The 24619-nt window shown below is 49.5% G+C and carries 17 protein-coding genes and 1 pseudogene; 4 read left to right on the top strand and 14 right to left on the bottom strand.

Annotated elements, in window-relative coordinates:
- Nucleotides 1–325: 325 nt before the first annotated feature.
- Both ACYVEA_RS00475 and ACYVEA_RS00470 read left to right on the top strand, forming a co-directional pair.
- Nucleotides 326–3574, top strand: a complete 3249-nt coding sequence (locus ACYVEA_RS00475; protein WP_461111325.1) for a SusC/RagA family TonB-linked outer membrane protein — start codon at nt 326–328, stop codon at nt 3572–3574.
- A 34-nt stretch (nt 3575–3608) separates the two neighbouring features.
- Entirely contained in the window at nt 3609–5174 is a 1566-nt protein-coding gene (locus tag ACYVEA_RS00470) for a RagB/SusD family nutrient uptake outer membrane protein (protein ID WP_461111324.1), read from the top strand.
- A 158-nt stretch (nt 5175–5332) separates the two neighbouring features.
- Here the strand turns inward: ACYVEA_RS00470 and ACYVEA_RS00465 are convergent, their stop codons facing one another.
- The 14 genes and pseudogenes from ACYVEA_RS00465 to ACYVEA_RS00400 all read right to left on the bottom strand — a co-directional run bounded on the left by ACYVEA_RS00465 (nt 5333) and on the right by ACYVEA_RS00400 (nt 19169).
- Entirely contained in the window at nt 5333–5686 is a 354-nt protein-coding gene (locus ACYVEA_RS00465) for a tellurite resistance TerB family protein (protein WP_461111323.1), read from the bottom strand.
- A gap of 105 nt (nt 5687–5791) precedes the next feature.
- Nucleotides 5792–6181: a hypothetical protein gene (locus tag ACYVEA_RS00460; RefSeq protein ID WP_461111322.1), complete on the bottom strand. Its 390-nt coding sequence runs from the start codon at nt 6179–6181 to the stop codon at nt 5792–5794.
- 237 nt (nt 6182–6418) lie between these two features.
- On the bottom strand, nt 6419–7771 hold the full coding sequence (locus ACYVEA_RS00455; protein WP_461111321.1) for a sensor histidine kinase: 1353 nt from the start codon (nt 7769–7771) through the stop codon (nt 6419–6421).
- Entirely contained in the window at nt 7768–8457 is a 690-nt protein-coding gene (locus ACYVEA_RS00450; RefSeq protein WP_461112932.1) for a response regulator, read from the bottom strand. The genes ACYVEA_RS00455 and ACYVEA_RS00450 overlap by 4 nt, the downstream gene beginning before the upstream one ends.
- Before the next feature lie 205 nt (nt 8458–8662).
- A complete protein-coding gene (locus tag ACYVEA_RS00445) occupies nt 8663–9346 on the bottom strand; it encodes a DUF2490 domain-containing protein (protein WP_461111320.1) in 684 nt (227 codons plus the stop codon).
- Nucleotides 9346–9921, bottom strand: a complete 576-nt coding sequence (locus tag ACYVEA_RS00440) for a hypothetical protein (protein ID WP_461111318.1) — start codon at nt 9919–9921, stop codon at nt 9346–9348. Before ACYVEA_RS00440 ends, ACYVEA_RS00445 begins: the two co-directional genes overlap by 1 nt.
- A 204-nt stretch (nt 9922–10125) precedes the next feature.
- Nucleotides 10126–10836 (bottom strand): TerC family protein, encoded by a 711-nt coding sequence (locus ACYVEA_RS00435; protein ID WP_461111317.1) that lies wholly within the window; start codon nt 10834–10836, stop codon nt 10126–10128.
- Between the two features lie 822 nt (nt 10837–11658).
- A complete protein-coding gene (locus ACYVEA_RS00430; protein ID WP_461111316.1) occupies nt 11659–12213 on the bottom strand; it encodes a DUF1003 domain-containing protein in 555 nt (184 codons plus the stop codon).
- A 197-nt stretch (nt 12214–12410) separates the two neighbouring features.
- Nucleotides 12411–14801 carry a phosphoketolase family protein gene (locus ACYVEA_RS00425; RefSeq protein ID WP_461111315.1) on the bottom strand — a complete coding sequence of 797 codons (2391 nt, stop codon included), beginning with the start codon at nt 14799–14801 and terminating at the stop codon, nt 12411–12413.
- Between the two features lie 191 nt (nt 14802–14992).
- Nucleotides 14993–15868, bottom strand: coding sequence for a universal stress protein (locus ACYVEA_RS00420; RefSeq protein WP_461111314.1), 876 nt, complete (start codon nt 15866–15868; stop codon nt 14993–14995).
- Between the two features lie 51 nt (nt 15869–15919).
- Nucleotides 15920–16930, bottom strand: coding sequence for a 2-hydroxyacid dehydrogenase (locus ACYVEA_RS00415; RefSeq protein ID WP_461111313.1), 1011 nt, complete (start codon nt 16928–16930; stop codon nt 15920–15922).
- A gap of 32 nt (nt 16931–16962) precedes the next feature.
- On the bottom strand, nt 16963–17199 hold the full coding sequence (locus ACYVEA_RS00410; RefSeq protein ID WP_461111312.1) for a hypothetical protein: 237 nt from the start codon (nt 17197–17199) through the stop codon (nt 16963–16965).
- Nucleotides 17200–17458: 259 nt separating this feature from the next.
- A pseudogene (locus ACYVEA_RS00405) lies at nt 17459–17752 on the bottom strand (SDR family oxidoreductase); the annotation flags it as partial.
- Nucleotides 17753–18329: 577 nt separating this feature from the next.
- Nucleotides 18330–19169: an AraC family transcriptional regulator gene (locus ACYVEA_RS00400; protein WP_461111311.1), complete on the bottom strand. Its 840-nt coding sequence runs from the start codon at nt 19167–19169 to the stop codon at nt 18330–18332.
- A gap of 169 nt (nt 19170–19338) precedes the next feature.
- Here ACYVEA_RS00400 and ACYVEA_RS00395 point away from each other — a divergent pair, with 169 nt between their 5' ends.
- A complete protein-coding gene (locus ACYVEA_RS00395; RefSeq protein ID WP_461111310.1) occupies nt 19339–21792 on the top strand; it encodes a TonB-dependent receptor in 2454 nt (817 codons plus the stop codon).
- A 302-nt stretch (nt 21793–22094) separates the two neighbouring features.
- Nucleotides 22095–24608 (top strand): ABC transporter permease, encoded by a 2514-nt coding sequence (locus tag ACYVEA_RS00390; protein WP_461111309.1) that lies wholly within the window; start codon nt 22095–22097, stop codon nt 24606–24608.
- Nucleotides 24609–24619: the final 11 nt, after the last annotated feature.

Raw genomic sequence — 24619 nt, 5'->3', positions numbered from 1 at the left:
TAATAATACCTTTCGCTACTTGGTATCTCCTTATTAATCTTGAGATTAAAACAACAAAGAGTCATTTATACAGTATGGAGTTCACTAAATCTAGAAATTGGCTATAAGGTTAATAGTGAGCTTATTGAGAAATATACAGTTAGTTGATCCCACTTTAGTATAACAAGATTTTTAACCCACTTATAATAAGATTTTTAATTTTTTTAATAAAAACTCAGGAATGGATAAGTAGATATACTTGCAATACTATTTCTTGGTCTGGATAATTGGGCATTCAATTATTCCCAACTTAACTCTAAACGCCCATTTGAACGGCAAAAGTCCTATGGCAAAACCTTTACGACCGCATATCCTGCCAGGCAGGTTTATGAGGCTGTCTGTTACGCAAGGCCTCCTGGTTTGCTCTTGTATTACCCTAACCCAAGCTGCCGGCATTCCCGATGGAAACGTATCCGGCAAACACGTAACGATTCGCTTAGAAAAGTTAGTAGACAGAACATTAACTGGTCGGGTTATTGATGAAAAGAACGAACGCTTACCCGGTGTGAGCGTTATCCTGAAAGGAACACAGCGCGGTACGGTCACCGATGCCGAAGGTCGCTACAAATTAGACGTACCCGAAGGTGGTGCTACGTTGGTTTTCTCATTTGTTGGGTATTTAACTCAAGAGGTGAAAGTAGGTAACCAGACATCCCTGGACGTTAGCCTGAAAGCCGACAGTAAGGTGTTGGATGAGATTGTCGTTATTGGGTACGGTACGGCAAAAAAATCGGATTTGACGGGTGCCGTTTCTGGCGTAAAAGAGGCTGAACTGTTGGAGCGGCCTGCCCCTTCGCTTAACCAGCAGCTTTCAGGCCGACTGCCTGGTGTGCAGGTAAACACCAACTCGGGTCGTCCTGGGGGTCGTACTACCGTTCGGATTCGGGGATTTAGTTCGATCAACTCTTCGAACAACCCGCTTTATGTAGTAGATGGCGTTATGCTTCCACAGGGTACGGGCGATCAGTTCAGTAACCCGATTGACTACATTAACCCGAACGATATTGTTAATGTTGAAGTACTGAAAGATGCCTCGTCAACGGCTATCTATGGTGCCAGAGGAGCAAATGGTGTTATTCTGATATCAACCAGAAGAGGTAAAGCCGGCGAAAGCCGGGTTACGTATGATACGCAGTTCAGCGTGAATACCATTGGCCCAAACAAGCCCAAAGTATTAAACGCAAAAGAGTACTTAGCTACGGAGGATTTGGCTTATGCCAACATAGCCAAGTTTGACCCCGTCGGCTGGGCCTCTGGTAAATATTCAAACCTGGACCCTGTGGTTCGGCGGAAAGCATTCAGTGCAGCCCACCCAGGTGTTTTTGATGCCAATCTGAACCCGTTGTACGATACCGACTGGTTTAAGGAATCGTCGCAGAATTCCATTTCACAAAACCATCAGTTAGGCTTCAGTGGTGGTAACGAGCGCACCCAGTATTCGCTCTCGCTCAACTATCGGGACGATCAGGGGCTTATCAAAACGTCGTACATGAAACGGTATTCTGGCCGCTTCTCCATTGATGATCAGGTAAAAAGCTGGCTCAAAATTGGCGGTACGCTGAGTTATAACAACCAGACTGAAAACCTGGTGGATATTAATGATGCAGTTGCCCGGCAAATTGTGGAAGACTTTCCGTTCCTGCCCGTACGCTACCCCGATACGGGTATCTTCGCTGAAAACCGCGACTACCCTCAGGCCGAAGGCACAATGAGTTCAGTACACCGCCTGATGGACCGTAAATACATTCAGAATACCCAAACGGCTATCGGAAGTCTGTTTACCAACATTACTTTCGGTAAAGGATTGGAAATGCGGACTGTTCTGGGTACGAATATCCAGACCCAGGAAGTTAACCAGTCGCAAACCCGTACGCTGAACATTGGTGGTAACGGTAACGCTGATGTGGCTAATACCCGCACGTCGTTCTGGTCGCTGGAGAACTACCTGACCTACAATAAGCAGTTTGGTCAGGATCACTCGTTTACAGGCTTGTTGGGGATCTCGTGGCAGGAAACGAATACGTTCAATATAGGTGCCGCCGTTAGTGGCTTCGCTACCGACTACTTTGGCTTCAACAACATAGATGCTGGGGCTACTAACCCCTCAGTTAGATCAGAAGCATCACGGTTTGCGTTTAACTCCTACTTCGGTCGGATCAACTATGGCTACAAAAACAAATACCTGTTCACCGCTACGGGTCGGGCCGATGGTTCATCTAAATTCGGGGAAAACAACAAGTTTGCCTTTTTCCCTTCGGCGGCTTTAGCCTGGCGTATTTCGGAAGAAGACTTCCTGAAAGGTAATTCGATTATCTCCAACCTGAAACTACGGTCTAGCTACGGTCTGACGGGTAACTCGGAGATTCCACCGTATCAGTCGCTGTCGTTACTTAGCTCTACCTACACCACCGTCTACGGTGACACACGGGTTAGTGGAACGGGGATTAACCGCCTGGCTAACCCTGATTTGAGATGGGAAAAAACCGCTCAAACAGACGTAGGCTTAGAAATTGGTTTGTTCAAGGGACGGGTTAACATGGAGTTGGATTACTATTATCGCCTAACTACCGACATGCTGCTTGATGCCCCTGTTCCACGTACCAGCGGCTATGCCACCATTCGCCGGAACGTAGGTTCGATGCAGAACCAGGGCTTTGAGTTTTCCATAAATACGGTGAACGTTAACAAGGGTGCTTTTACCTGGAACACTACGTTCAACATCTCGCTTAACCGCAACAAAGTGCTGTCGCTGGCTACACCATCCGATATTTTCGGCGTCGGCGGACCGAACTTTACGAACCAAACCAACATCATTCGGATTGGTGAGCCGGTTGGTTCATTCTGGGGGCTCACTCGCCTGGGTACCTGGAGTGAAGCTGAGCGCGATCAGGCTGCTCAATTTACCAGCTATCGGAATGGCCTGACCCTTCTACCCGGCGACATCAAGTATCTGGATGTGAATGGCGATAAAGCGATTACCGATGCTGACCGTAGTATCATTGGTAACGGCAGTCCAAAAGGCTGGGGTGCACTGACCAACAACTTCAAGTTAGGTAACTTCGATGCTACACTTGAACTACAGTATATGTACGGCAACGATGTATTGCTCATGAACCTGCACCCCAGTGAAGACCGGCAGGCACTGGCAAACAGCTACACCTCCGTACTGAACGCCTGGACGCCAACCAATCAGAACACAATGATTGCGCAAATTCGGGATACGCGTGCGGGCTATGTAACCAACGTAGATAGCCATTGGGTTAAGGATGGCTCATTCCTGCGGGGTAAAAATTTGCTGCTTGGCTACACCTTACCATCTGCGATCACGAACAGGTTGAAATTAAACCGGCTTCGCGTGTATGCCTCGGCGCAAAATTTCTTCCTATTAGTGCAGGACCCCATTATCGGTGACCCAGAAGTAACCCCAACCAATCAGGGTACTGGCGATAATAACAGCGCCTTCTCGCAGGGTGAAATCTGGCACAACTATCCAAAACCAACCACCTATCTGCTGGGCCTTCAGATCGGATTGTAATCTACGAATGCATTTAACCTAGAAATTTCATCGAATGAGACATACACTCGTAAAACATATAAGCCGGGCCTTGCTGTGCGGATTTGCCCTAACCAGCACCGTTGGCTGTAAGGAGTTCCTGGAAGAAAAGGCTCCATCGAACCTGACCCCTGATAGTTTTTATACGATTCCTGACCAGGCTGAATCGGCTTTGGCATCGGTATACGCCAGCCTGCGGTTTATGGGCGAAGGGGCGGGTATCTTCTCCAGCAACTGGCAGTTGCTGGAAGCCCTGACGGGTACATCCACTACGGAAACCGCGCAAAATTCCGACCTCAATAACCTTTATGGGTTAGTACATGACGGCAATACAGCGCACGTAGTTAACTACTGGAATGGTCTGTATCGCGTGATTGCCAATGCTAATCAGGTACTTGACAAGGTACCGGCTATTACGCCGATGGATGCCGCTCAGAAAGCTAAAATTCTGGGTGAAGCTCGGTTCCTGCGGGCTTCTGCCTATTTTACGGCGGTTCAGTTATGGGGTGATATTCCCTTGATTACCAAGTCGCAAACAGTAAACTCGGCTGACTTTCTGCCGACCCGTGCCTCTAAGGAGGATGTCTATAAACTGATTGTCGACGACCTGGTTGCTGCCGAAGGGGCTGGCCTGGCCTGGATGGACGTAACCGGACGGGTTAACTTAGCTGCCGTGAAAACGCAGTTGGCCAAAGTGTATCTGACGATGGCTGGCTTCCCGCTCAGCAAAGGAGCCTCGCACTATAAGTTAGCCGCCGACAAAGCGCTGGAAGTGATTACCTATGCCAATGCGAATCCAGGTACAATCAACCTGTTTACGAATTATAACGATGTCCATAGCGAAAGCACTGAGAACCGGATAGAACACCTGTTCGAAATCCAGTACAATACAAGTGTAGCTGCTAACCCAATGGATAATTTCTACCCGAACTTTAAACCAGTTACCTATAATGGTCCTGGTGGAACGGGTAGCTCAGTTCCAGTGCCTAGTTTTTACAGTTCATATGAACCAGGCGATTTGCGGGCTAAGGATCAGGAAGGATACTTCTACACGACGTATTATACCAATGGCAACGGTGCTCAGTTCAGCTTAGGCGCCCCTTACGTATTCAAGCACTTCAACCGGACAGCAAACGGTACGTCGGGTGTTGCCGGTACCCGTCAGAACAACCTGAACGTGCCCCAGATTCGTTATGCAGAAACACTGCTGATTTATGCAGAAGCGCAGAACGAAGTGGGTGGGCCAACCCAGGCTGCCTATGATGCCATGAAGCGTATTCGTGACCGTGCTAAATTGACTACACCCGCGTTGGGAACGTTCACGCAGGCTACCTTCCGGGAAGCCGTTTGGCGGGAGCGTTGGCACGAACTGGCCTACGAACAGATTACCTGGTTTGATATGGTTCGTCTGCGGAAAGTGTACAATGATAAAAATGGTTTCGATAATTTCGTTGGACACGTGAATCCCAGTTCAAATAATCAGCCTTTGCAGGAAAAACATCTGCTGCTCCCAATTCCTAAGCAGGAGTTGTTGAACAACCCCAACCTGAAAACCCAGAATCCAGGTTATCCCGGCGTATAATTGATTCGGTAAAAGCAAAAATGCCACACTTGTTACGAACGGGTGTGGCATTTTTGCTTCTGGTTATTGCTGATTTGAATAAACTCTAGAGTAGTTAGGTGACAGAAGGTCCTACCACGATTAGCCAGGGTTTAACTCGTTCAGCGAGCCGGTAAATATCAGAAATGCTGAATCTCACGCCAGAACCTACGAATGAAGGACCATTCCGCAGGCGACATTCCCTGATGAGACCGGGCCACCTGCAATAGAATGGTGACAAATCGCTTTTTGATACGTTCGGTGAGCTCACCCCGCTTGTCAATCAGGCGACGCATGCCAAAGGCATAAGCCTCTTCGGCCGTTTCCTGTACGTTTTCCCGTAGCGAGTAGCCACTTAGGGCTAATGTGCCATGTGGCTCTTCGCCTAAGAGGAATTGAGCTACCTGTGTCTCCTCTCTTTGAACACGACCATCTACTTTAGTCAGTGCGTAGACAATACTTCCTAAGCCCAGTGATACATCGGGTGAATACATAAGCACGTAGCATTAAATGAAATTACTCGTTGGTTATCGGTAAATCGGTAACGTTCAGGGCTGATGCACCATCGATCGATGAACATCAGCCCCACCTACCGTTTATTAATTGCCTTCCGAAGACGGTTGGCCAGGCACCCGGTCAGCAACGGCAGAAGCCGCCTGGCTCGCCGGTCTGGCGGAAGAAATACGTTGATTTTTATAATTTCGCACGGCTACGTCCATCTCTGGCGTGTGCGGAACCACCACACCCCCCTGGGGTAGGGTACCGGGTACCGAATGCTTGTAATTGGCAGGCGGTCCCTGGCTAAGTTTAGGTGGCTGAACCAAGACGCCCGATTTCTTTTCCCATTGGCGGGCTGTGGCGGCTTTGTTGGGGTGCTTATAATTATGCGTGGAATACGTCGGATCGTTTCGCAGTTTACGATCATCCTGGGCCGAGGCCGTCAGACAGGAAAGGCTGCTAAAGGCTAACACAAACAGGTATGTTTTCATGATGTCTCTTGTTAAGTAGGTACTCCATCGACCTGGAGTGGGACGTCAACCACCATTCGCTGATTGACTTTACAAAGGTCATACGGCGGGGTTAGGCCCGCATTAGCGCCAGATTAGAACGGCATTAGAAATGTCGTTCGGCCATTAGTTAGCCAACAGGCAGGCACCGCCAGCCACGCTTTCATGCCTGAGCAATGCTTATACGTAGCGGAAATAACCGGAAGGGCATGAAGAAAATTAGCGGGGTAGTATAACCGAAAAGGTCGTACCGGCTTCCAGTGAGGAGTCAACCTGAATCTGGCCCTGATGCAGCTTGACAATGCGCTCGGTTAGCGCCAGCCCAATCCCATGTCCGGGTAAACCAGTGGCGTTGCTGCCCCGCTGAAAGGGATTAAAAATTGCCGTTAGCTGGTCCGCCGGGATCAGAGAACCCGAATTATGAACTGTTACGTGCAGGAAACGAGGGGACGCCGTCAGCGTGACGGATACAACATGGTCGGCCGAAAATTTGCCACCGTTGTCAATCAGATTGAAGAGTGCGGTTCGGAGCAGGGGCTCGCTACCCATTAGCTGCCAGTCCGTGTCGGGTGAGCCGATGTGCAGGTGTACCGTGTATCGCGATTGAAGGCGCTGGAAATCAAGCTGAATCTGTTTTAGTAGCGCATCGACGGATACGGCCACCATCGGCACGGCGGAGGAGTCCATACTGGCGCTGGCCAGACTCAACAGCCCATTCGTCATTCGGTTCAGCCCCCGCACATCGTCGAGCACAGACCGGAGGGTTTCCCGGAGTTCATCGGTTTCATCATTCGCCAGGAGAGACACTTCCAACTGTCCCGTGATGGCCGTCAGAGGGGTTCGTAGTTCATGAGAGGCATGCGCCACAAAGGATCGCTGTAGGCGAAAGGCGTCTTCCAGCCGGTTCAGCATCCGATTGAATCGCTGGGCCAACTGAGTAAGTTCGTCTCCCATATCCCCTTCGGGCAGGCGCCGTGACAGGTTCGAGGCTGTAATGGTATCGATCCGCTGATTGATCTGGTTGATGGGCTGTAACATCCGACCGGCAAAAAAACGACCAGCCAGCAGCATAAGCCCCGTCATCACTCCCCACCCAATGGCTAGTAGCCGGGCTAGGTCCTGTAGCGTACGATGGCCATACGTATCAACAGCGGAAGCAAAAATGACCGATGTCGCTCGTTGTTCGGTAAACAGAATACCTACGATCTCGCGGTTCGCTTCCCGCCAGTACAGGCGTTCCTGCTGGCGAATGCGCGCCAGGGTTGCGGGTGAAACGGTAAGGTAATCCGTACCACTTTCGTAGATCAGCTGATTGCTGGCATTGTAGATAATAATTTCCTCCTGCGGCAAGACCGTCAGCTGGTTTTTGTCAAGTAATTTGTAAAGGGCCGGACCCACCCGTTCCTGACCAACCAGCAGATGGCCCGCTGTTTGGGCTTCGGCCTGTAGACGATTCTGGAATTCCTGTTCCCGGTACCGTTCGGCAAGTCCGTACAGTAAGCCACAAAACAACGCCAGCAGAATGGAGACGATTGCCGTGAATAAAAGCGTCAGGCGGGTACGAAGACTCATTTTTCTTTCAGCACGTAGCCCATCCCAATCAGGGTGTGAATGAGCTTGGTGGGCGAATCCTTGTCGATTTTGGCGCGCAGGTAACTGACGTACACATCAATTACATTGGTCCCTGTATCGAAACCAATATCCCAAACCTGCTCGGCGATATCGACCCGGGAGACAACCCGGCCCGCATGGCGCATCAAGTATTCCAGTAAGGCATATTCGCGGGCGGTCAGTTCGATCGTCTCGCCCCGTCGGCGGGCGACGCGTTCATGGCGGTCAAGTTCCAGATCCGCAACCCGCAGAATTCGGTCAGCGTCTTCTGAGGCTGTCGACCGACGTAGCAGGGCTTTGACCCGCGCCAGCAGCTCCATGAAATCGAAGGGTTTGGCCAGGTAATCATCCGCGCCCGCGTCAAAGCCCAGCAGTTTGTCGGCAGTCGTGTCCAGGGCAGTCAGCATCAGAATAGGGACCTTGCGGTCCTGACGACGGATGGACTCGGCCAGGTCGAGTCCACTAAAATCCGGCAGATTAATATCCAGAATGACCAGATCATAGGGATTGGTGGCAAAGAGCCGTTTGCCTTCCGTCCCCGTCAACGCAATATCGGCCACATAGGCCTGGGTTTGCAGGCCTTTCTTGATAAAACTGGCCACTTTGGGCTCATCTTCAACCAGCAGGATATGGGCGGTAGAATGCATGGACATCTGTTGAGGATGGAATAAGGGAGTATGGACGAGGTGGTCATCCAGTTGTGTAACGTTGATTTGCTTTTTGATAGCTGGGACAAATGACGGAAATTTTACCTGAATCTCTCCCTGAGCCAGTAACTGCCTGCGATTCAAACCTGGTAAAAACTCATGTCAATACCTGCCTGCCGATTCATCATAATCTGAAAGCCATTCCTCAGATCGTTATAAACCAGCTAATGGTTGCCCAATATTGGTGTGCTTGTCTGGGCTGGTCAAACTCATTCACCCGATACTCGAACCCCAGCTCAATTTTAGTGTCATTAACCGCATTGTAGCCCAGCGCCAGCGAACCGCGAATTTCCAAATCGGTTCTGTTGGATGCCCAGATGCCTAAATACTCATTGTTGAATTTTACGTACATTTCGTTGGCATCAATCTCTCTTCCGTTCAGGGCTTTTTCCAGACTAAGCCGGTACCTTACTCTAACTTCCAGTGGTTCCGTCTGTCGGAACGTCTCGTCGACAACAACCCGGTGCGCCACGGTGATTAAGGCAAGATCGTTGACCAGGTTAGCTTGCTGGATCAGGCGGTGGACGAATTGATGGTCTTCAAGCCGGATCAAATACCCACCGCCCAGGGTCGAATTAAGGGACACTTTTTTGGTGAGCACCAGGGCCAGGTCCGTTCGTTCATACCGAAACCTGTTCTGGTCAGCCTCGTTTGGCTTTCGCTCAGTGAATAGCTGACGGGATTCAAGCTTTGTGTTAAGCTTGACTTTGTTGGGTAGCGAAAAATTGACATTGACCTGCGGGAGGGTGCCCGCTAGGTACCTGTCCTGAGAAAAAGAAGGTGTGGTGATGCAAATCAATAGTGAAGCAACGATGAATACTTTACTCATCAGTAAATCAGGTTATTCACATTACGTTGTACCAATTGGTGAATGCTGACGATCGCACCCGTCTGTTCACATAGCACTTCATAGTAGCTGGCTGAACGGTTCTTTTGGGCTTTCAGAATCAGTTCATACCGGATTTGAATGGAGGCCGGAAGGTTGTCAGTTAAGATAGCAGTTTTTAAATCAGACTGGCTGGCCGTCCACTGCAACTGCGTTTTAACAACGGTGAAGGTGTCAAATTTCTGGCTTAACTGATCGGTCAGGACTTTCCTGGTTGGCGCTGGAATTTGGCTGTAACTACGTTGTATTTCAACGTCCTGAATCGTACCCGACGAGTCAAATTCGATACTGTATCGTTTTCCTCCCGCTTTCAGCTTGGCTTCGATGGTCGTTCCTGTTAAGCTTTCCTCGCCATACCAATGAATGGTTGTTTTCTTAAATACATCGTTGATAAAGCGGGCGGCTTTTTGAGGAACAGCTCCTGGTTTAATCCGGTATTCCCGTTCATATTTTTTTTGCCCCTGACAGGGCAAGGTCAGTAGCATGAAGGCCAGGACAAAGGCTATAGTAGAGTTCATGTTTATTAGGGCAAGCGAAACATCAATGGGCTTTACGCAACGCAGGAATAGACCAGGGCCTCATGCCGCCGGGCTCGTATGCAGTCGAGTCAAGAGTTCTATTTAAAGCTAAATCCAGCAGATGTCTGTCAAGAACTCCGTAAGTTAATACGTTCCAAACCACCTGATCCGCATCAGGACGACTGCTTTACAAGGCGGGTTTCCTCATTTCTTCTCTTTAACTGGGTGTACCGTTTTTAACTGAATGAAATCCACGAGAAAGGCGAAGGCCATAGAGAAATAGATATATCCTTTAGGTATGGTAAAATGGAGCCCTTCCGCCACCAGCGACATACCGATAATCAAGAGAAAACACAACGCTAAAATTTTGAACGAAGGGTGTTTGGTTATAAACGAAGCGATCGGTTTAGAGGCTACTAGCATTACACCCACGGTGACCACGACAGCCGTATACATGACCCAGAGTTGGTCAACCATGCCAACGGCTGTAATGATGGAGTCGATGGAAAATACCATGTCCAGAATGAGCACTTGAATCAACAGATCCCGGAAGGTTGCTTTGGTTGTGTCGGGAGCGTTGGCATCTTCGCCCGCTTCAGCCTTATGGTAAATTTCTTTGGTGCTTTTATAGAGTAGAAAGAGACCACCTGCCAGCAGAATCAGCCCTTTGCCACTAAAATCAATTGTACCCAGTGTAAACAGAGTTTGATCCAGCTTCAGAATCCATGACAAGAGCGCCAGTAGGCCTAATCGCATCACCATCGCCAGGCCCAATCCCCAGTAGCGCAACTTGTCCCGCTGCTCAACCGGCAATTTGTCCGCCAGAATGGAAATGAAAATGATGTTATCAATGCCCAGAATAATTTCTAAGGCAATGAGGGTAATCAATGGAACCAGGCTGTCCGCGAAACTCATAAATTTTTGGTACGATTAAATGCGAATTGATTTTCTGCCGATTAAATGAGTTTGTTTAACCGACCCGGGTCCAGGGTTGTATTGGTCGCACAGTCACAAATGCCTGGATTTTACCGGCCCCTACCTTTGTGCAGTAACTACAATCAATGTTTGCTGATTAGAACGGGCTGCTGGCAAGACCATCTGGCTGTTGTTCACTGTGGCTACGGGCCATCAATTTGCTGAATATAAACTACTTGCGGGAAACGTGCCGCCCAACTGGTGCATTTTCTTTAATCTTATTTTAATCTATAAAGAGATCACCAGCTAAAATGTTCGAGCATGCTGTCAGTTTCACGGGCAAAAACAGGTAAGCGTACTTATGATTGGACAGAAGCGGTAAGCAGGCTAACGTTTCGCTTTTGGAGTCAACCTTGTTTAGTTACTCACACAGGGCTTGGCGGGTAAAAAGCAAGCATACAGCCACCGATCCTATTCAAAATCAGTTGTTTAAGAAAACATCTGTAGACTAGGTGAAAAGAATGGAAACACCTGGAAAGTGTGTCTGGCGGTCTTTTGGCTCCGGGGATTGGGCTTGTTCTACACAAGCTGACGCACAAATTCGGTAGGGGTCATTTTACCTTGATCGGGTGCAATGGGCTAACTGCTGGGGCCATGAACCCTATATAAGCTGGTCAGGTCAGAGACAACGTCGATTCGCAGGCAGGCTGGGTTCCCTATAGCGAAATATTCGATGGGTATTATAACCGCCCCTCAACAAGCACAACCTCCCCCTTTATGTGGTATGGCTGTCAGCTACGTTTTTGTGTAAACGTGCATCCGCTATAAATTGATAAGACGATTTTCCAGTTTTTCATTTATTTCCTGAAGGAGAGCAAATTGCTTTTGCTGGGTGTCAAACAGGGTTTTTACTTGGCCTTCGATCAATACGTCTATCTTTTTGTTCAGGCTTCGGATCTGCATTTCCGCTTTTAAATTGATCAGGTAATCGTTTTCACTCTGCATGCGGTCTTTTTCTTCCTGCCGGTTCTGGCTCATCATAATAATAGGCGCTTGCAGGGCAGCAATGCAGGAAAGAATCAGGTTCATCAGGATGAAGGGGTAGGGATCAAATTTAAAATGACCTACTGCCAAAGCATTGAAAATAATCCAGCCGGTCAGTAGAATGCCGAACCAGCTGATAAACTGCCAGCTTCCCCCAAACCGGGCCACTTTGTCCGACAGCTTTTGACCGGGCGTTAATACATCCAGAGGAGGGTTTATTAGATTTTGGACAATCAGTTCTTCGGCCAGAATCGTTTCTTTAACGATCTGATGCAATTTTTTGAGGTGATTCTTTTCATCACACAACAACTGATCAATTTCCTTATTTTTCATTTTTGTTTTATTATGATCACTAGAAAGGAGCGTAGTCGTATGCAGCCTTACCATCGTGCCGAAGCCGTGCCGAGCGCAGGTAAGACTGGCCAGGTTTGAGTATGTGCCGAATGTCATTTATGGGTTGCTTATCATTGAATGACCCATGCGAACGCAAATGATCCTGGTATGAAAAATTCGCTTATGCGTAATGCGTATCAGGCATTCCACATCCAGTTACGAATCTCAGGCATATCTTCGCCGTTTGTGGTGATGTACTGCTTGTGTTCAATAAGTCTATCTTTCATTAATTGCTTCAGGTAAGATCCTGTATTGCCCAACTGCGGCAGACGATCCAGTACGTCTATGACCAGGTGAAAGCGATCCAGTTCGTTCAGTACGGTCATGTCGAAGGCCGTTGTGATCGTACCTTCTTCCTTGTAGCCGCGCACGTGCATATTGCTGTTATTAGCGCGGTTGTAGGTTAACCGATGCACCAGCCAGGGGTAGCCATGAAAGGCGAAAATAACGGGCTTGTTCCGGGTGAAAATAGCGTCGTAATCGGCGTCGCTCAGGCCGTGCGGATGTTCTGTATGGCGCTCCAATTTCAGGAGATCGACCACGTTGACTACCCGGATTTTCAGGTCAGGCAAATGCGTGCGGAGAATCGAAACAGCCGCTAGAGTTTCCAGCGTCGGTACGTCGCCACAGCAAGCCATTACCGCATCGGGTTCAATGCCCTGATCATTGCTCGCCCAGGACCAGATTCCGATTCCTTCCGTACAATGCTTCGTAGCCGCGTCCATATTCAGCCATTGCGGGGCCGGATGCTTGCCCGCCACGATCACATTGACGTAGTGCCGCGAGCGCAGGCAATGATCCATCACCGAGAGTAAGCAGTTGGCATCCGGTGGTAAATAGACACGTACTATTTCGGCTTTTTTGTTGATCACATGGTCCATAAAACCGGGATCCTGGTGGGTGAAGCCGTTGTGGTCCTGCCGCCAGACGGTGGAGGTAAGCAGGTAATTGAGGGAGGCAATGGGGCGTCGCCAGGGGATTTCCCGCGTCGTTTTGAGCCACTTGGCGTGCTGATTGACCATCGAATCGACAATGTGAATGAAGGCTTCGTAGCTGTTAAACAGCCCATGCCGACCCGTCAGCAGATAGCCTTCCAGCCAGCCTTCGCACTGGTGTTCGCTGAGCATTTCCATAACGCTGCCCGTCGGTGCCAGAAATTGATCATTTTCGGCCGTCCCGGCTTCCCATTGGCGATTTGTTACCTCAAAAACGGCTTCCAGCTTGTTAGAAACCGTTTCGTCGGGACTAACTATCCTGAAGTTGCGGGGCTGGTTATTCAGTTTGATTATGTCTCGCAGAAACCGACCAACCGTCTGCGTATCACTGGCTTGTGCGACGCCGGGCAGCGGTACGTCAACGGCGTATTCCCGAAAGTCGGGCATATGCAGGTCCTTTAGCAATAACCCGCCGTTGGCATGAGGGTTGGCCCCCATTCGCCGGTCGCCCTGCGGAGCCAGCTCGGCCAATTCTGGCAACAATCGACCCTGCTCATCGAAGAGTTCATCGGGTTTATAGCTTCTCAACCAGCTTTCCAGTTGCGTCAGATGCTCGGGTGACGTAGTGGCCGATACCGAAAGCGGGACCTGGTGTGCCCGAAACGTACCTTCATTGGGCAGACCGTCAATGACTTTTGGGCCTGTCCAGCCCTTCGGCGATTTCAACACGATCATCGGCCAGCGGGGGCGAGTCGTATTGCCTTCTGTACGAGCGGTTTGCTGAATCTGTTTGATTTGCGCGATGACGGTATCCAACGTCGCGGCCATCGCCTGATGCATCAATTCTGGCTCGTGGCCTTCCACGAAATAGGGCGTCCAGCCGTAACCCCGTAGTAACTGGTCCAGCTCCTCATGCGTGATGCGGGCCAGCACCGTCGGGTTGGAAATTTTATAGCCATTCAAATGCAGAATCGGCAACACCACCCCATCGGAAACCGGATTGAGAAACTTGTTGGAATGCCAGGCCGTCGCCAGTGGGCCAGTTTCAGCTTCTCCATCGCCAATCACGCAGGCAACGACCAAATCCGGGTTGTCGAACACAGCGCCAAAAGCATGACTGAGCGAATAACCCAGCTCACCTCCTTCGTGAATGGAACCGGGCGTTTGGGGGGATACGTGGCTCGAAATGCCACCGGGGAACGAGAATTGTTTGAACAGTTTTTTCAGGCCGGCCTCATCGGGGCTAATCCGGGGGTAAACTTCGCTGTAGGTACCTTCGAGATACGTATTGGCTACCACCGCTGGTCCGCCATGACCTGGCCCCGACATGTAGATCATGTTGAGATCATTTTTTTTGATCACCCGGTTCAAATGCGCATAGATGAAATTCTGGCCAGGTGTAGTACCCCAGTGGCCCAGCAACATACGCTTGATGTGTTCCAGGGCCAATGGCTCACGTAGTAACGGGTTATCCAGCAGATACATCTGTCCAACCGACAGATAATTCGCGGCCCGCCAATAAGCATTGATCAAGTGAACGTCCTCCGTTGATAAGGTCGTATTCGTTTGTGGTTCCTGAAGGAGAGTTTCCATATATATGATTTGGTTAAAGTTGGAGTTACATCACCCCTAAGTCCCCTAAAGAGGCACTTGGGATGGATTTTTTCAAAAGCCTACAGACCGTCTGAGCAATCAGTATAACGCGGACAGTAGCCCGGCTTGATTCGGTCGAAATTACAGCTGCCGCCAAACTCGCTACGCTACCCGGATGCGCGTCAAAGGCATCAAAGCGCACTATGGACTGTTGATAGATCGGCGACTAATTCGGGTAAGTCGTTGCTACCATCGTCGTACAGTGTCAGTAGCGGCACTAAAGGTGTGTAAGCCTGCGTATGTGTAGGGCTATCTCCCGACATCGCGTTGGCGATACCCTTGTAGCGGGGAATCGTTACCAACAGATCGACCGGATGTTCAGCCAGATAGGCATCAATACCTTCTTTGGCACTGGCGGCCTGCAAGCGAGTTACAGTTGGTTTAATGGGGTTTAAAAACTGTCGAATCCGAAGTTCCTGTTCCGGGTGAATGACGCTGTTGTCGGGCGTTTTAATGGTCAGTAAGGTGAGTAGTGCTGCGTTGAGCGTCACCAGCTCTTTTAGTGGATCAAGCAATTTACTATCCTTTAGAATGGCAAAATCGATGGCCAGCACCACCTGATAGATAGGTCGGAGGGTTGCATCGGTTGGTACCACCAGGATATTCGCTTTCAGCTCGTGAACCAGACCAATGGCGCTATTGCCAAATAACCCATAGGCATCGTTTTGCTGGGGGCCAATGACGACAAAATCGTAGGTCTCGGCCTTCACGATCTGTTCGACTACCTCCAGCGGATCGCCGGGTAGAGCCGATGAGCGGAAGGTATGCCCTTGTTGGATAGCCTGCTGGCGCAGTTCGATCACCATACGCTGTAATTGATTGGCACTGGTAGTCGCTGAGCGAGCGGCTTCGGCGTTGTGTTTAAGCCCATTAAAGCCACCTGTTTGCGCCGGGTAGCTGGTCAATAGGTGGAAATCAGCGATGGTATCACTAAAGAACGATTGGGCAAACGAGAGTGCATTGCGCGAGGCTTCCGAAAAATCGGTCAGCACAAGAATTTTTTTCATACGTTGTTGGGGATATCTATTTTTTTAGTTTCTGCCTGTCATCTATTCCTTTTACCCAACCACCACGGCATCGGCGGGCAACCGTTGCCTGTCGGGATGCTCCTGTTCTAAATACGTCAGGTTGTTGAGTGTTGTGTGAGCAATCTGCTCCATTGCTTCCTGGGTGAAAAAGCCCTGATGTGCCGTCACCAACACATTTGGTAAGTGGGTCAGGGTGTTCAAATTGGCATCGGGCAGGGCTTTGTCCGACCAGTCGGCGAAAAAGTAATCATCTTCCAGTTCATACACATCGATGCCTAACGCACCCAGATGGCCCCGTTGCAGCGAGTCCAGTACGGCGGACGTATCAAGTAGACCCCCCCGACTGGTATTGATCAGGTACGCACCAGCTTTCATGCGGGCCAGCGCCGTAGTGTCGATTAGATGATGCGTTTCGGGCGTTAGCGGACAATGGAGTGAGAGCACATCGGCCTTTTCCAGTACCTCATCCAGGGGCAGATACTCCACACCAAGCTGCTGCAAAACAGACGACTGCTTTTTGTCGTAGGCCAGTACGTGGCAACCGAAACCCAGCATCATGCGGGCAAAGGCTGCACCAATTTTACCCGTACCGATCACACCTACCCGCTTGCCATAGAGGTCAAACCCCATCAGGCCATCGAGCGTAAAGTTGTTTTCCTTGGTCCGTTGATACGCCAGATAGGTTTTCCGGTTCAGCGATAGCAGCAAGGCAACAGCGTGTTCGGCAACCGAGTGGGGCGAGTAAGTTGGCACGCGCAAAATACGGATACCCAGCTCCTGAGCCGTGGTGATGTCTACCTGATTATAACCCGTGCAACGTAGCGCCACCAGCTGAATACCCAGGGCGGCCAGCGCCTGAAGCGTGGGGCGTGTCAACTGGTCATTGACAAACACGCAGATCGCCTGATTCCCAGCCGCCAACTGCACCGTTTCGGGGGTCAAGCTCTGGGGTAAAAACGTCAACTGATGCCGGTGATTGCGATTAGCCTCTTCCAAAAAGGGCTGCTCATAGGGCTGGCAACTAAAAAAAGCGATGTTCATGGTATTCAGGAGTTTGTTGAGAACGATACGTATCAGACAACCGCCAGCAGGGGGATGTCGGTCAGGCGCGCCAGGTGCTGGGTTTCCCCTTCGGCAACCAGCTTCCAGAGCCAGTTCCGAAGCTGCGGCAGCATCATAATCAGGTCGGCCTTGTTGGTGTGCGCAAAGCCCAGGAGGGTGTTATAAATCTCGTCTCCCCTTTTGATGGCCAGTGTGTGGGGCTGCGGATTCAATAAGTATCGAATGTGTTCCGCGCGGTGCTTCAACATGAATCGAAAAATCGATAGCTAAAATGATTGTTTTCATGATGTACAACAAGTTAAACCGAAGGGCCTGGCGTTTCAACGGCGAATGCTGGTCAGTAGATAGTGAAGGTAGTGTGCACGGACTAGGTAAGGGCTGATCTTTATTAGGTCGCCCTATGATATTGATCAAGAGCCAGTGATTTCCTTGATCCACACTGGATCATTGGCATCCGTTGACGTCTAGTGATCAGCATACACAATCTGACCATTGAGCTATTCTGAGTTACTTAGCTAAATAGCCACCATCAATCGGGTAATAAGATCCGGTGACAAAAGTGGCTTTATCTGAACTGAGCCAGATGACTAGCTCGGCAACTTTTTCTGCTTTCCCCAAACGGCCAACTGGGTGCGTATCAATCAGTTGCTGGATCGTTTCTGGTGGCAATTGACTCAGTACCGGCGTGTCGATATAGCCGGGTCCAATGGCGTTGATGCGAATAGTCTTTGGCGCGTATTTAATAACGGCCGTTTGCGATAAGCCGATCAGGCCGTGTCTGGCTGTCATGTATCCCGGCGAACCGGACGTACCAACCTGTCACGTCTTTTTTTTGCAAAAAGCTTAAAAATCAACGTATTAATTTCAGTTGCGGGTATGGTAAGTAAGCCATCGCTACTACATCCGTATTTCTTTTGCTTTTTCTCTTCAACGCAATACGGGTTCACTTCCGAAAGGATTCTTGTACACCCGATGGACAAGCCGCTTCGGCCTTTAGATTTGGACCAAGGTAAGATTCCAAGATTGCCCTATCTTGGAACGCTCTCAAACTGAGAGTAAACCAGTGCCAGTGGGATGCCCTACCGTCTTCGACTGAGCTAGCGACTCATGCTGGGCGGCCGGCGCCGATCGATTTAGGACCCCACTGGACTACTGAAGCAGAAGACTCAGATAGAAATTCGGGCTAATGACCGCACGGATTTCCATGGGTTATGCAAGCGTTGGCGTATAATTTCTGCCATATTTCTGCCCTCGGTGAACCACTGAACATACCCGATGGATCAGCCGCTTCGGCGGTCCGATTGTTGCGAACCGCATTGAGTACTAGCATTTTGCTCTTGCCTTCGTCTACTTTGCGCTGGTAATAATCACGTACTTTTTAGAAGCCATTTAATTTTCGAAACGAGGCCGGGGTTTGACCCGTCATTTTTTTGAAATATTTCACAAAATGAGAGGGATCGCTGAAACCTAGTTGTTCGGCGACTGCTGTAATGCTTTGATCGGTATGGATCAGATACCGCTTACCTTCCAGGATAATCTGTTCTGTAATCAGCTCACTGGCTGATTGGCCGTGTACCCGCCGACAGATCGTATTCAGATGTTGAGCAGATACACCGAGTCGTTCGGCATAATAAAATACCCGATGAGCTACATGGCCAGGCTGTCGCAATAAGTCGATAAAGCGTCGAAAGGTCTGATCGCTCATTTTGGCCGGTGCCGATTCCACCTGATCAACTTCTAACAGGCGTGCCAATAGAATTTGCGTCATGGCTCGAAGAATCACTAAACTGTGCCTCGATGGATTTTTATACTCGGTCTCCAGAGCCGCCAGCAGGTTTATGAAGGGAGCTGGCTCAGGTAATGATATTTCCTTTTTTTGTTCGAGTTGTTGCACCAACGGATAGAGATCGGCACTGTGTTTGGGATCGATAAAAGTAGGCCGAAACATAATGACAAACCCTTTGGGAATAGCCGTTAACTGCCAACAATGGAGTTGCCCAGGGGAAAGAAAAAAGGCCATTGGCGGGGCAATCGGTAGGAGCTGGGTATCCACCCAATGATACCCAGCTCCCTCAAGTAAGAGAATTAACTCAAAATAACCATCATGCTTATGCGGCTGGGTACGTTTGATGATTTCCTTGAAGCGAGATATTTTGACTACTTGCTCGTTTATCAATTTGTCCTTTATCGGAAACGGAACGGACTCGGATTGATCCATCAGGCCAAAGAAATAGAGTATTGAGTAAGTTTGTTTCAAAAATACCAAAATCAAACCAAACTTGACCATACTGGTACGGCTCCTCTGAAATACCTTTGCGGTACGTACGCCAGCGACGGTACATCAGCAGAATACTGCATCGTTGTCCGGATTGGACTCGTAACCAGCGATGAACCGCCGATTCCTTATTCTGCTCGTTCTTTTAGGGTGTAGCCATTTCCTATATGCACAGGCTGGGCTGCGAGGCTTATTGGTGGAGGCCTCCACCAATAAGCCCATTCCCTTTGCCAGCGTAGCACTCTATCGCCCCGCCGATTCGGTGGCCGTAACGGGTGCCCTTTCGGACTCAGTAGGCACCTTTCTCATTAGGCCAGTACCGCCTGGTCAGTACCTACTTAAAACGTTTTTTATTGGCTACAAAGTCCAGGTAGTTACGCTCAACTTGAAACGAAACGAAGTCCTTAACCTAGGCTCGCTCTTGCTTGAACCCGCCAAAAATGAGCTAAACGAAGTGGTTGTCACCGGGCAGCGATCCGATTTAGTGGTCAAGGCTGATCGACAAACCTATCGAGCCGCTCAGTTTGGTTCTGCCGTAGGAGGTACGGCGACCGATCTGTTGCGAAACCTACCTGGTATCAGCATCAACGCGGAAGGAGAAGTGACCCAACGAGGAGCCAATGGGTTTTTGGTGCTGTTGAATGGTAAGCCCGTGCAGGCCAATTTAGGCACCTTACTGAATCAACTGGCAGCCAACACCATTGAGGCCATTGACGTGATTACCACCCCCTCGGCCCGGTTCGATTCTGATGGGAAAGCCGGTATTATCGCCATCACGACTAAATCGGGGTTCGATACAGGCCTGTCCGTAGTGGTTAATAGCCAGGGTGGACTCCCCAGTCTGAACGCATTTGATAATACGTATCATCCGGTTCGTTACAGTGCAGACGCATCGATAAGCTACCGAACCGCTCGCTGGGACTGGAACTTTAGCACGGCGTATCTGCGGAATGATCTAGCCGGTCGGCGGGAGGGAGATGTATATACCATTTGTGGTAATCGCGTCACCCGTTTTCTCAGTATCGGTGAACGTAGTTTTAATCGTTACACCCTGACCAATCGACTAGCGGTAAACTTTACGCCCACTAAATCGGATGTGTGGTCGGCGGGTTTGTATTATGGGGCTCGCACGGAAGATCGGACGGCGGATCTGATCTACAATAACCGGGCAACGGATCGGCAAACTGGCTTATTGATTAGCCAGATAGACTATTTCAACGCGAATCTGGTGCGCAAGCGAGGGAAGTTTTTTACGGCCAGTCTGGATTACACCCATACCTTTACCCGTAAAGCGACACTCAGCGCAGCCGTACTCTACGAATACGATTATCTGGATGGATTTACGCGCAATCTAAATGTGCGTCGAAGTGACATCCGTGATACGTTGCAATACACCTTCACCACCACAGATCGACCTATTGGCAACATTCGGGCTAACGTGGATGCGGGTTGGCCTTTGGCGGGTGGGCGACTGGAAGCAGGTTATCTGTACCGCTATCAGCGTGACAACGGAGATTACCGGTACCTAAACCAGGATGGGCGAGGGGTACCCCTACGGCTCATCGATGCCTTTAGTGGACAAGCCCAAATCAATAATCAGATCCACAGTATCTATAGTCAGTATACTCATAAAGTTAAGCAGTGGGAGTATACAGTCGGTATCCGCTTTGAGTCGGCCCTGCGGGAGGTGGATATCCGCCCTCAAGGGCAAACCTATCCGTTGAAGCTGACTAATTTGTTTCCCTCTTTGAATCTGGTCTATCGGCCTAAGGAGGACTGGCAAGTCCGTTTGGGCTACAGCCGTCGGGTGCAACGTACCAGCAATTTAGCCCTCAACCCGCTACCGGAACGTGAACACTCGGAAACCCTTGAACAGGGTGATCCAGCCTTGCTACCCGAGTTTGTGGACCTGAGTGAATTGGGTGTAACCCGAACGGTAGGCCGTAGCACCTGGCAGGCAACGCTGTATCATCAACACGTACAGAACATCGTCAACCGGGTCAATAGTATATATGCCGATACAATCCTGAACCGACTCTATACGACTGCAGGTCGGGCACAACGCTTAGGTCTGGAACTCACATCGGACCTGACGATCACCAAACGCTGGAAGCTCTATGTAGGGGGTACGGTGTATCGGTCGATGATATCCGGGCAGTTATTTCAGAATACCGTAGTGTTTTCCAATCAGGCGTGGGCCTACTCGGTTAACACCAATACCAGCCTACAAGTCGCTACGAGCTGGGTGCTACAGGCTAATCTGAATTATCTCTCTCAGCGGATTACCGCCCAGGGAGAAGATTCACGCTTCTTCGTACCAAACCTATCGATCAAAAAAAGTTTTGTTCAAAATCGACTCTCAGTGATGTTTCAATGGCAAAATATAGGTTTAGGCCGACTGGCTAGCAATGAGCAACGAATCACGACGCGCGGAGTGGATTTTTACACGACTACCAATTACATCCAGGAGAAGGATATTCTCCTGCTGAATCTGAGTTACTCGCTGCGTCAACGGCATAAGCCGGTCAAACTGCCGAGCAATGAATTCGGCGAGAAAGAATTCTAAATCTAACCCCTTAAATCGCTCCTATAGTCTTTTATATATCTATCTTATTCACTCGCCAACGTTCTTTCGTATTGTTATCCCTAGTGTCATTATCGCACAAATCGCTCCTGCATGAGACGAAGGGTTTTTTATGTAAGTCTTTCTTATATGGGGTGATTCAGGAGACGATAGTTTAGGGATCTCCCAAGCTATCGAGCGGTTCAACATCTTCTTGCTACGTCTATAAGAGAAGGACTGGTTATGGATTTTATAGGAATATTACATCTATACCCATAGTCCTATACCCATGACCGATCGCTACCATGATTCCTTCCCAGCAGGGCAACAATTTCGTAACACCAAGAGGCAAGTTCAATCAGTTTACAGGTGACATATTTAGAAATTATGTCAAAAGCGCTTGGCGCAGTTTAAAGCGCCAGAAACTGGCTTCATCCATTAATCTGCTAGGATTAATCGTCAGTGTTACCAGTTGTGTGCTGATTATGGTGTACGTTCAGCATGAGTCGAACTACGACAATTACCACCTCAAGGCAGACCGCATCTTCCGATTAACTACCCAATTAACCGTGGACGGAAAAGAAGACCATACGGCTTGGGCACCTAATTTCATCGGTCAACAGCTAAAGATGGACTATCCGGAAATCGAAGAAGTCATACGTCTGCAAGCGAATCCCGACAACGTTTCCTTTAAGATTGCTTCTCCCTCACCGAGTAAAGGGCCACGCGTAATTAGTCTGGACCAGGTGTATACGGTGTATGATCCGGCCTTTTTGACCGTCTTTACCTATCCTATGTTGACAGGCGATCCGGAAACTGCTTTGGCCCGTCCCGGATCAGTCGTGATTACGGAACAGATAGCCCGGAGATTTTTTGGTAACAACTGGAATCAAGATAAAGAAGTACTTGGCCAACTACTCCAGTCAGGAGGGAATACCTATCAAATCACGGGCGTATTGCGCGACATCCCATCCAATACCGATAGGCCCTTCCAGGTATTAATTGCCCAAAAAGCTGAGAAATTAGAGAAGCAGGCTTGGTGTAGTAGCTACGTGTTATTTAAACAGGCGGCTGATAGAATAGATTTTTCCCAAAAGCTGGACAAGGTCGCCCAGCCCATTCAGGCTGACTTCGCCAAAAGGGGTGGCCACATTGCCTTTGCGTTAGAAAATTTGAGGGATATCCACTTAGGCGAACCTAAACGGTTCGATACGCCCAAGGCCAATCGATCCTACTTACTGATCTTCTGCCTGGTCGCTGGGTTTCTATTGCTGATTGCTTCCATCAACTACATCAATCTGTCCCTGGCTCAATCGGTCGGGCGAAGCCGCGAAGTGGGCGTTCGCAAAGCAATCGGAGCCGCTCGCTTCCAGGTTCTGCTTCAATTTCTGGGCGAGTCACTGCTGTTGACTGGCATGGCCGTACTACTCTCGCTGGGCTTGGTAATTCTCCTGCTGCCCGTGTATAACCAATTAACGGATATGCATTTCTCGCTTTCCTCCTTACTGACGTGGCCGATGGCAGGCTTGTTAAGCGCTATTTTTGTGATCGTAGGTGTTCTAGCCGGGAGCTATCCCGCCTTTTACATGGCCTCTTTTGAACCCGTAACGGCGCTAAAGGGGAAACTTGGGCTGGGAGGAAAATCAGCCAGAGTACAAATCAGCCAGTTGTTGGTCGTGCTTCAGTTTACGATTTCGATAACGATCATCATCGGTACACTAGTCGTCTATAAGCAGTTACACTATCTGCAACATAAGAACCTGGGCTTTCAAGGGGAGCAGGTGCTAATTTTGGATATTCCCCAAGAGGCAGCCAACCGCGGAACTATATCCTCACTCAAGAAAGCGCTTTCTGGCTTAGCATATGTACGAGGTGTGGCACTAATCGGCTCCCATTCCCTACCTGGTCAGGAGATGAACCTGTCGGCGTTCAATCTGGAAAAGGACGGTAAGATGCTACCGCTGCCTCAACGCTCCATTGGCGTAGACGAAAACTACCTGACCCTATTAGGTATTCCCCTAATTGCCGGTAGGAATTTTGTCGATGCCAGGATGGGGAGCGAGCAGAAAGGTGAAGTAGTCCATGAGGTGCTGGTCAATGAGGCATTAGTGAAGAAGATGGGGTGGAAAGTGGAAACAGCCATCGGTAAGGAGATCAGTCAAGGACCCGTTGGAGTCGAAACGTGGCGCGGACGGGTGGTCGGGGTCGTCAAAAATTTCCATTTTCAGTCTCCCCAACAGCCGATCGAGCCGATGGTTTTACAAAATAATGCCTGGCAAGGACCAGAAAAAGTGCTGGTGCGTTTATCCACTGGCCTTCTACCTGTTCAAATTAACCTAGTCGGGAACCAGTGGAAAAGGGTCTTGCCGGATCATGGGTTTGACTTTACATTTCTGGATGCAACCTTTGCACAGCAATACCGGCAGGAACAACGCCTGGTCACGATCTTTACCTATTTTAGCCTGCTAACGATCGTAGTTGCCTGCCTGGGTTTGTTCGGCTTGTCCTCCTTGGCCACTGCTCAGCGAACTAAGGAAGTAGGGGTTCGTAAAGTAATGGGTGCTCAGTCCTATAGCCTAATTTACCTGCTATCGAGGCAATTTCTCTTGTTAGTTGGCTTGTCCATTCTACTAGCGAGTCCACTAGCTTGGTTTACGATGAAGCGTTGGTTACAGGACTTTGCCTACCATATTTCGATTGGCCCTGGAGAATTTGTGCTGGCTGGTGGAGTTGCCTTTTTGATTGCCACCCTAACCACTAGCTATCATGCGATACGGCTGGCTCGTACGAATCCAGTGCGGGCTTTGCGGTATGAATAGAGTTGTTTCCA

The sequence above is a fragment of the Spirosoma jeollabukense genome, from assembly GCF_054777855.1.
This window is presented reverse-complemented; position numbering and strand designations above follow the sequence as displayed.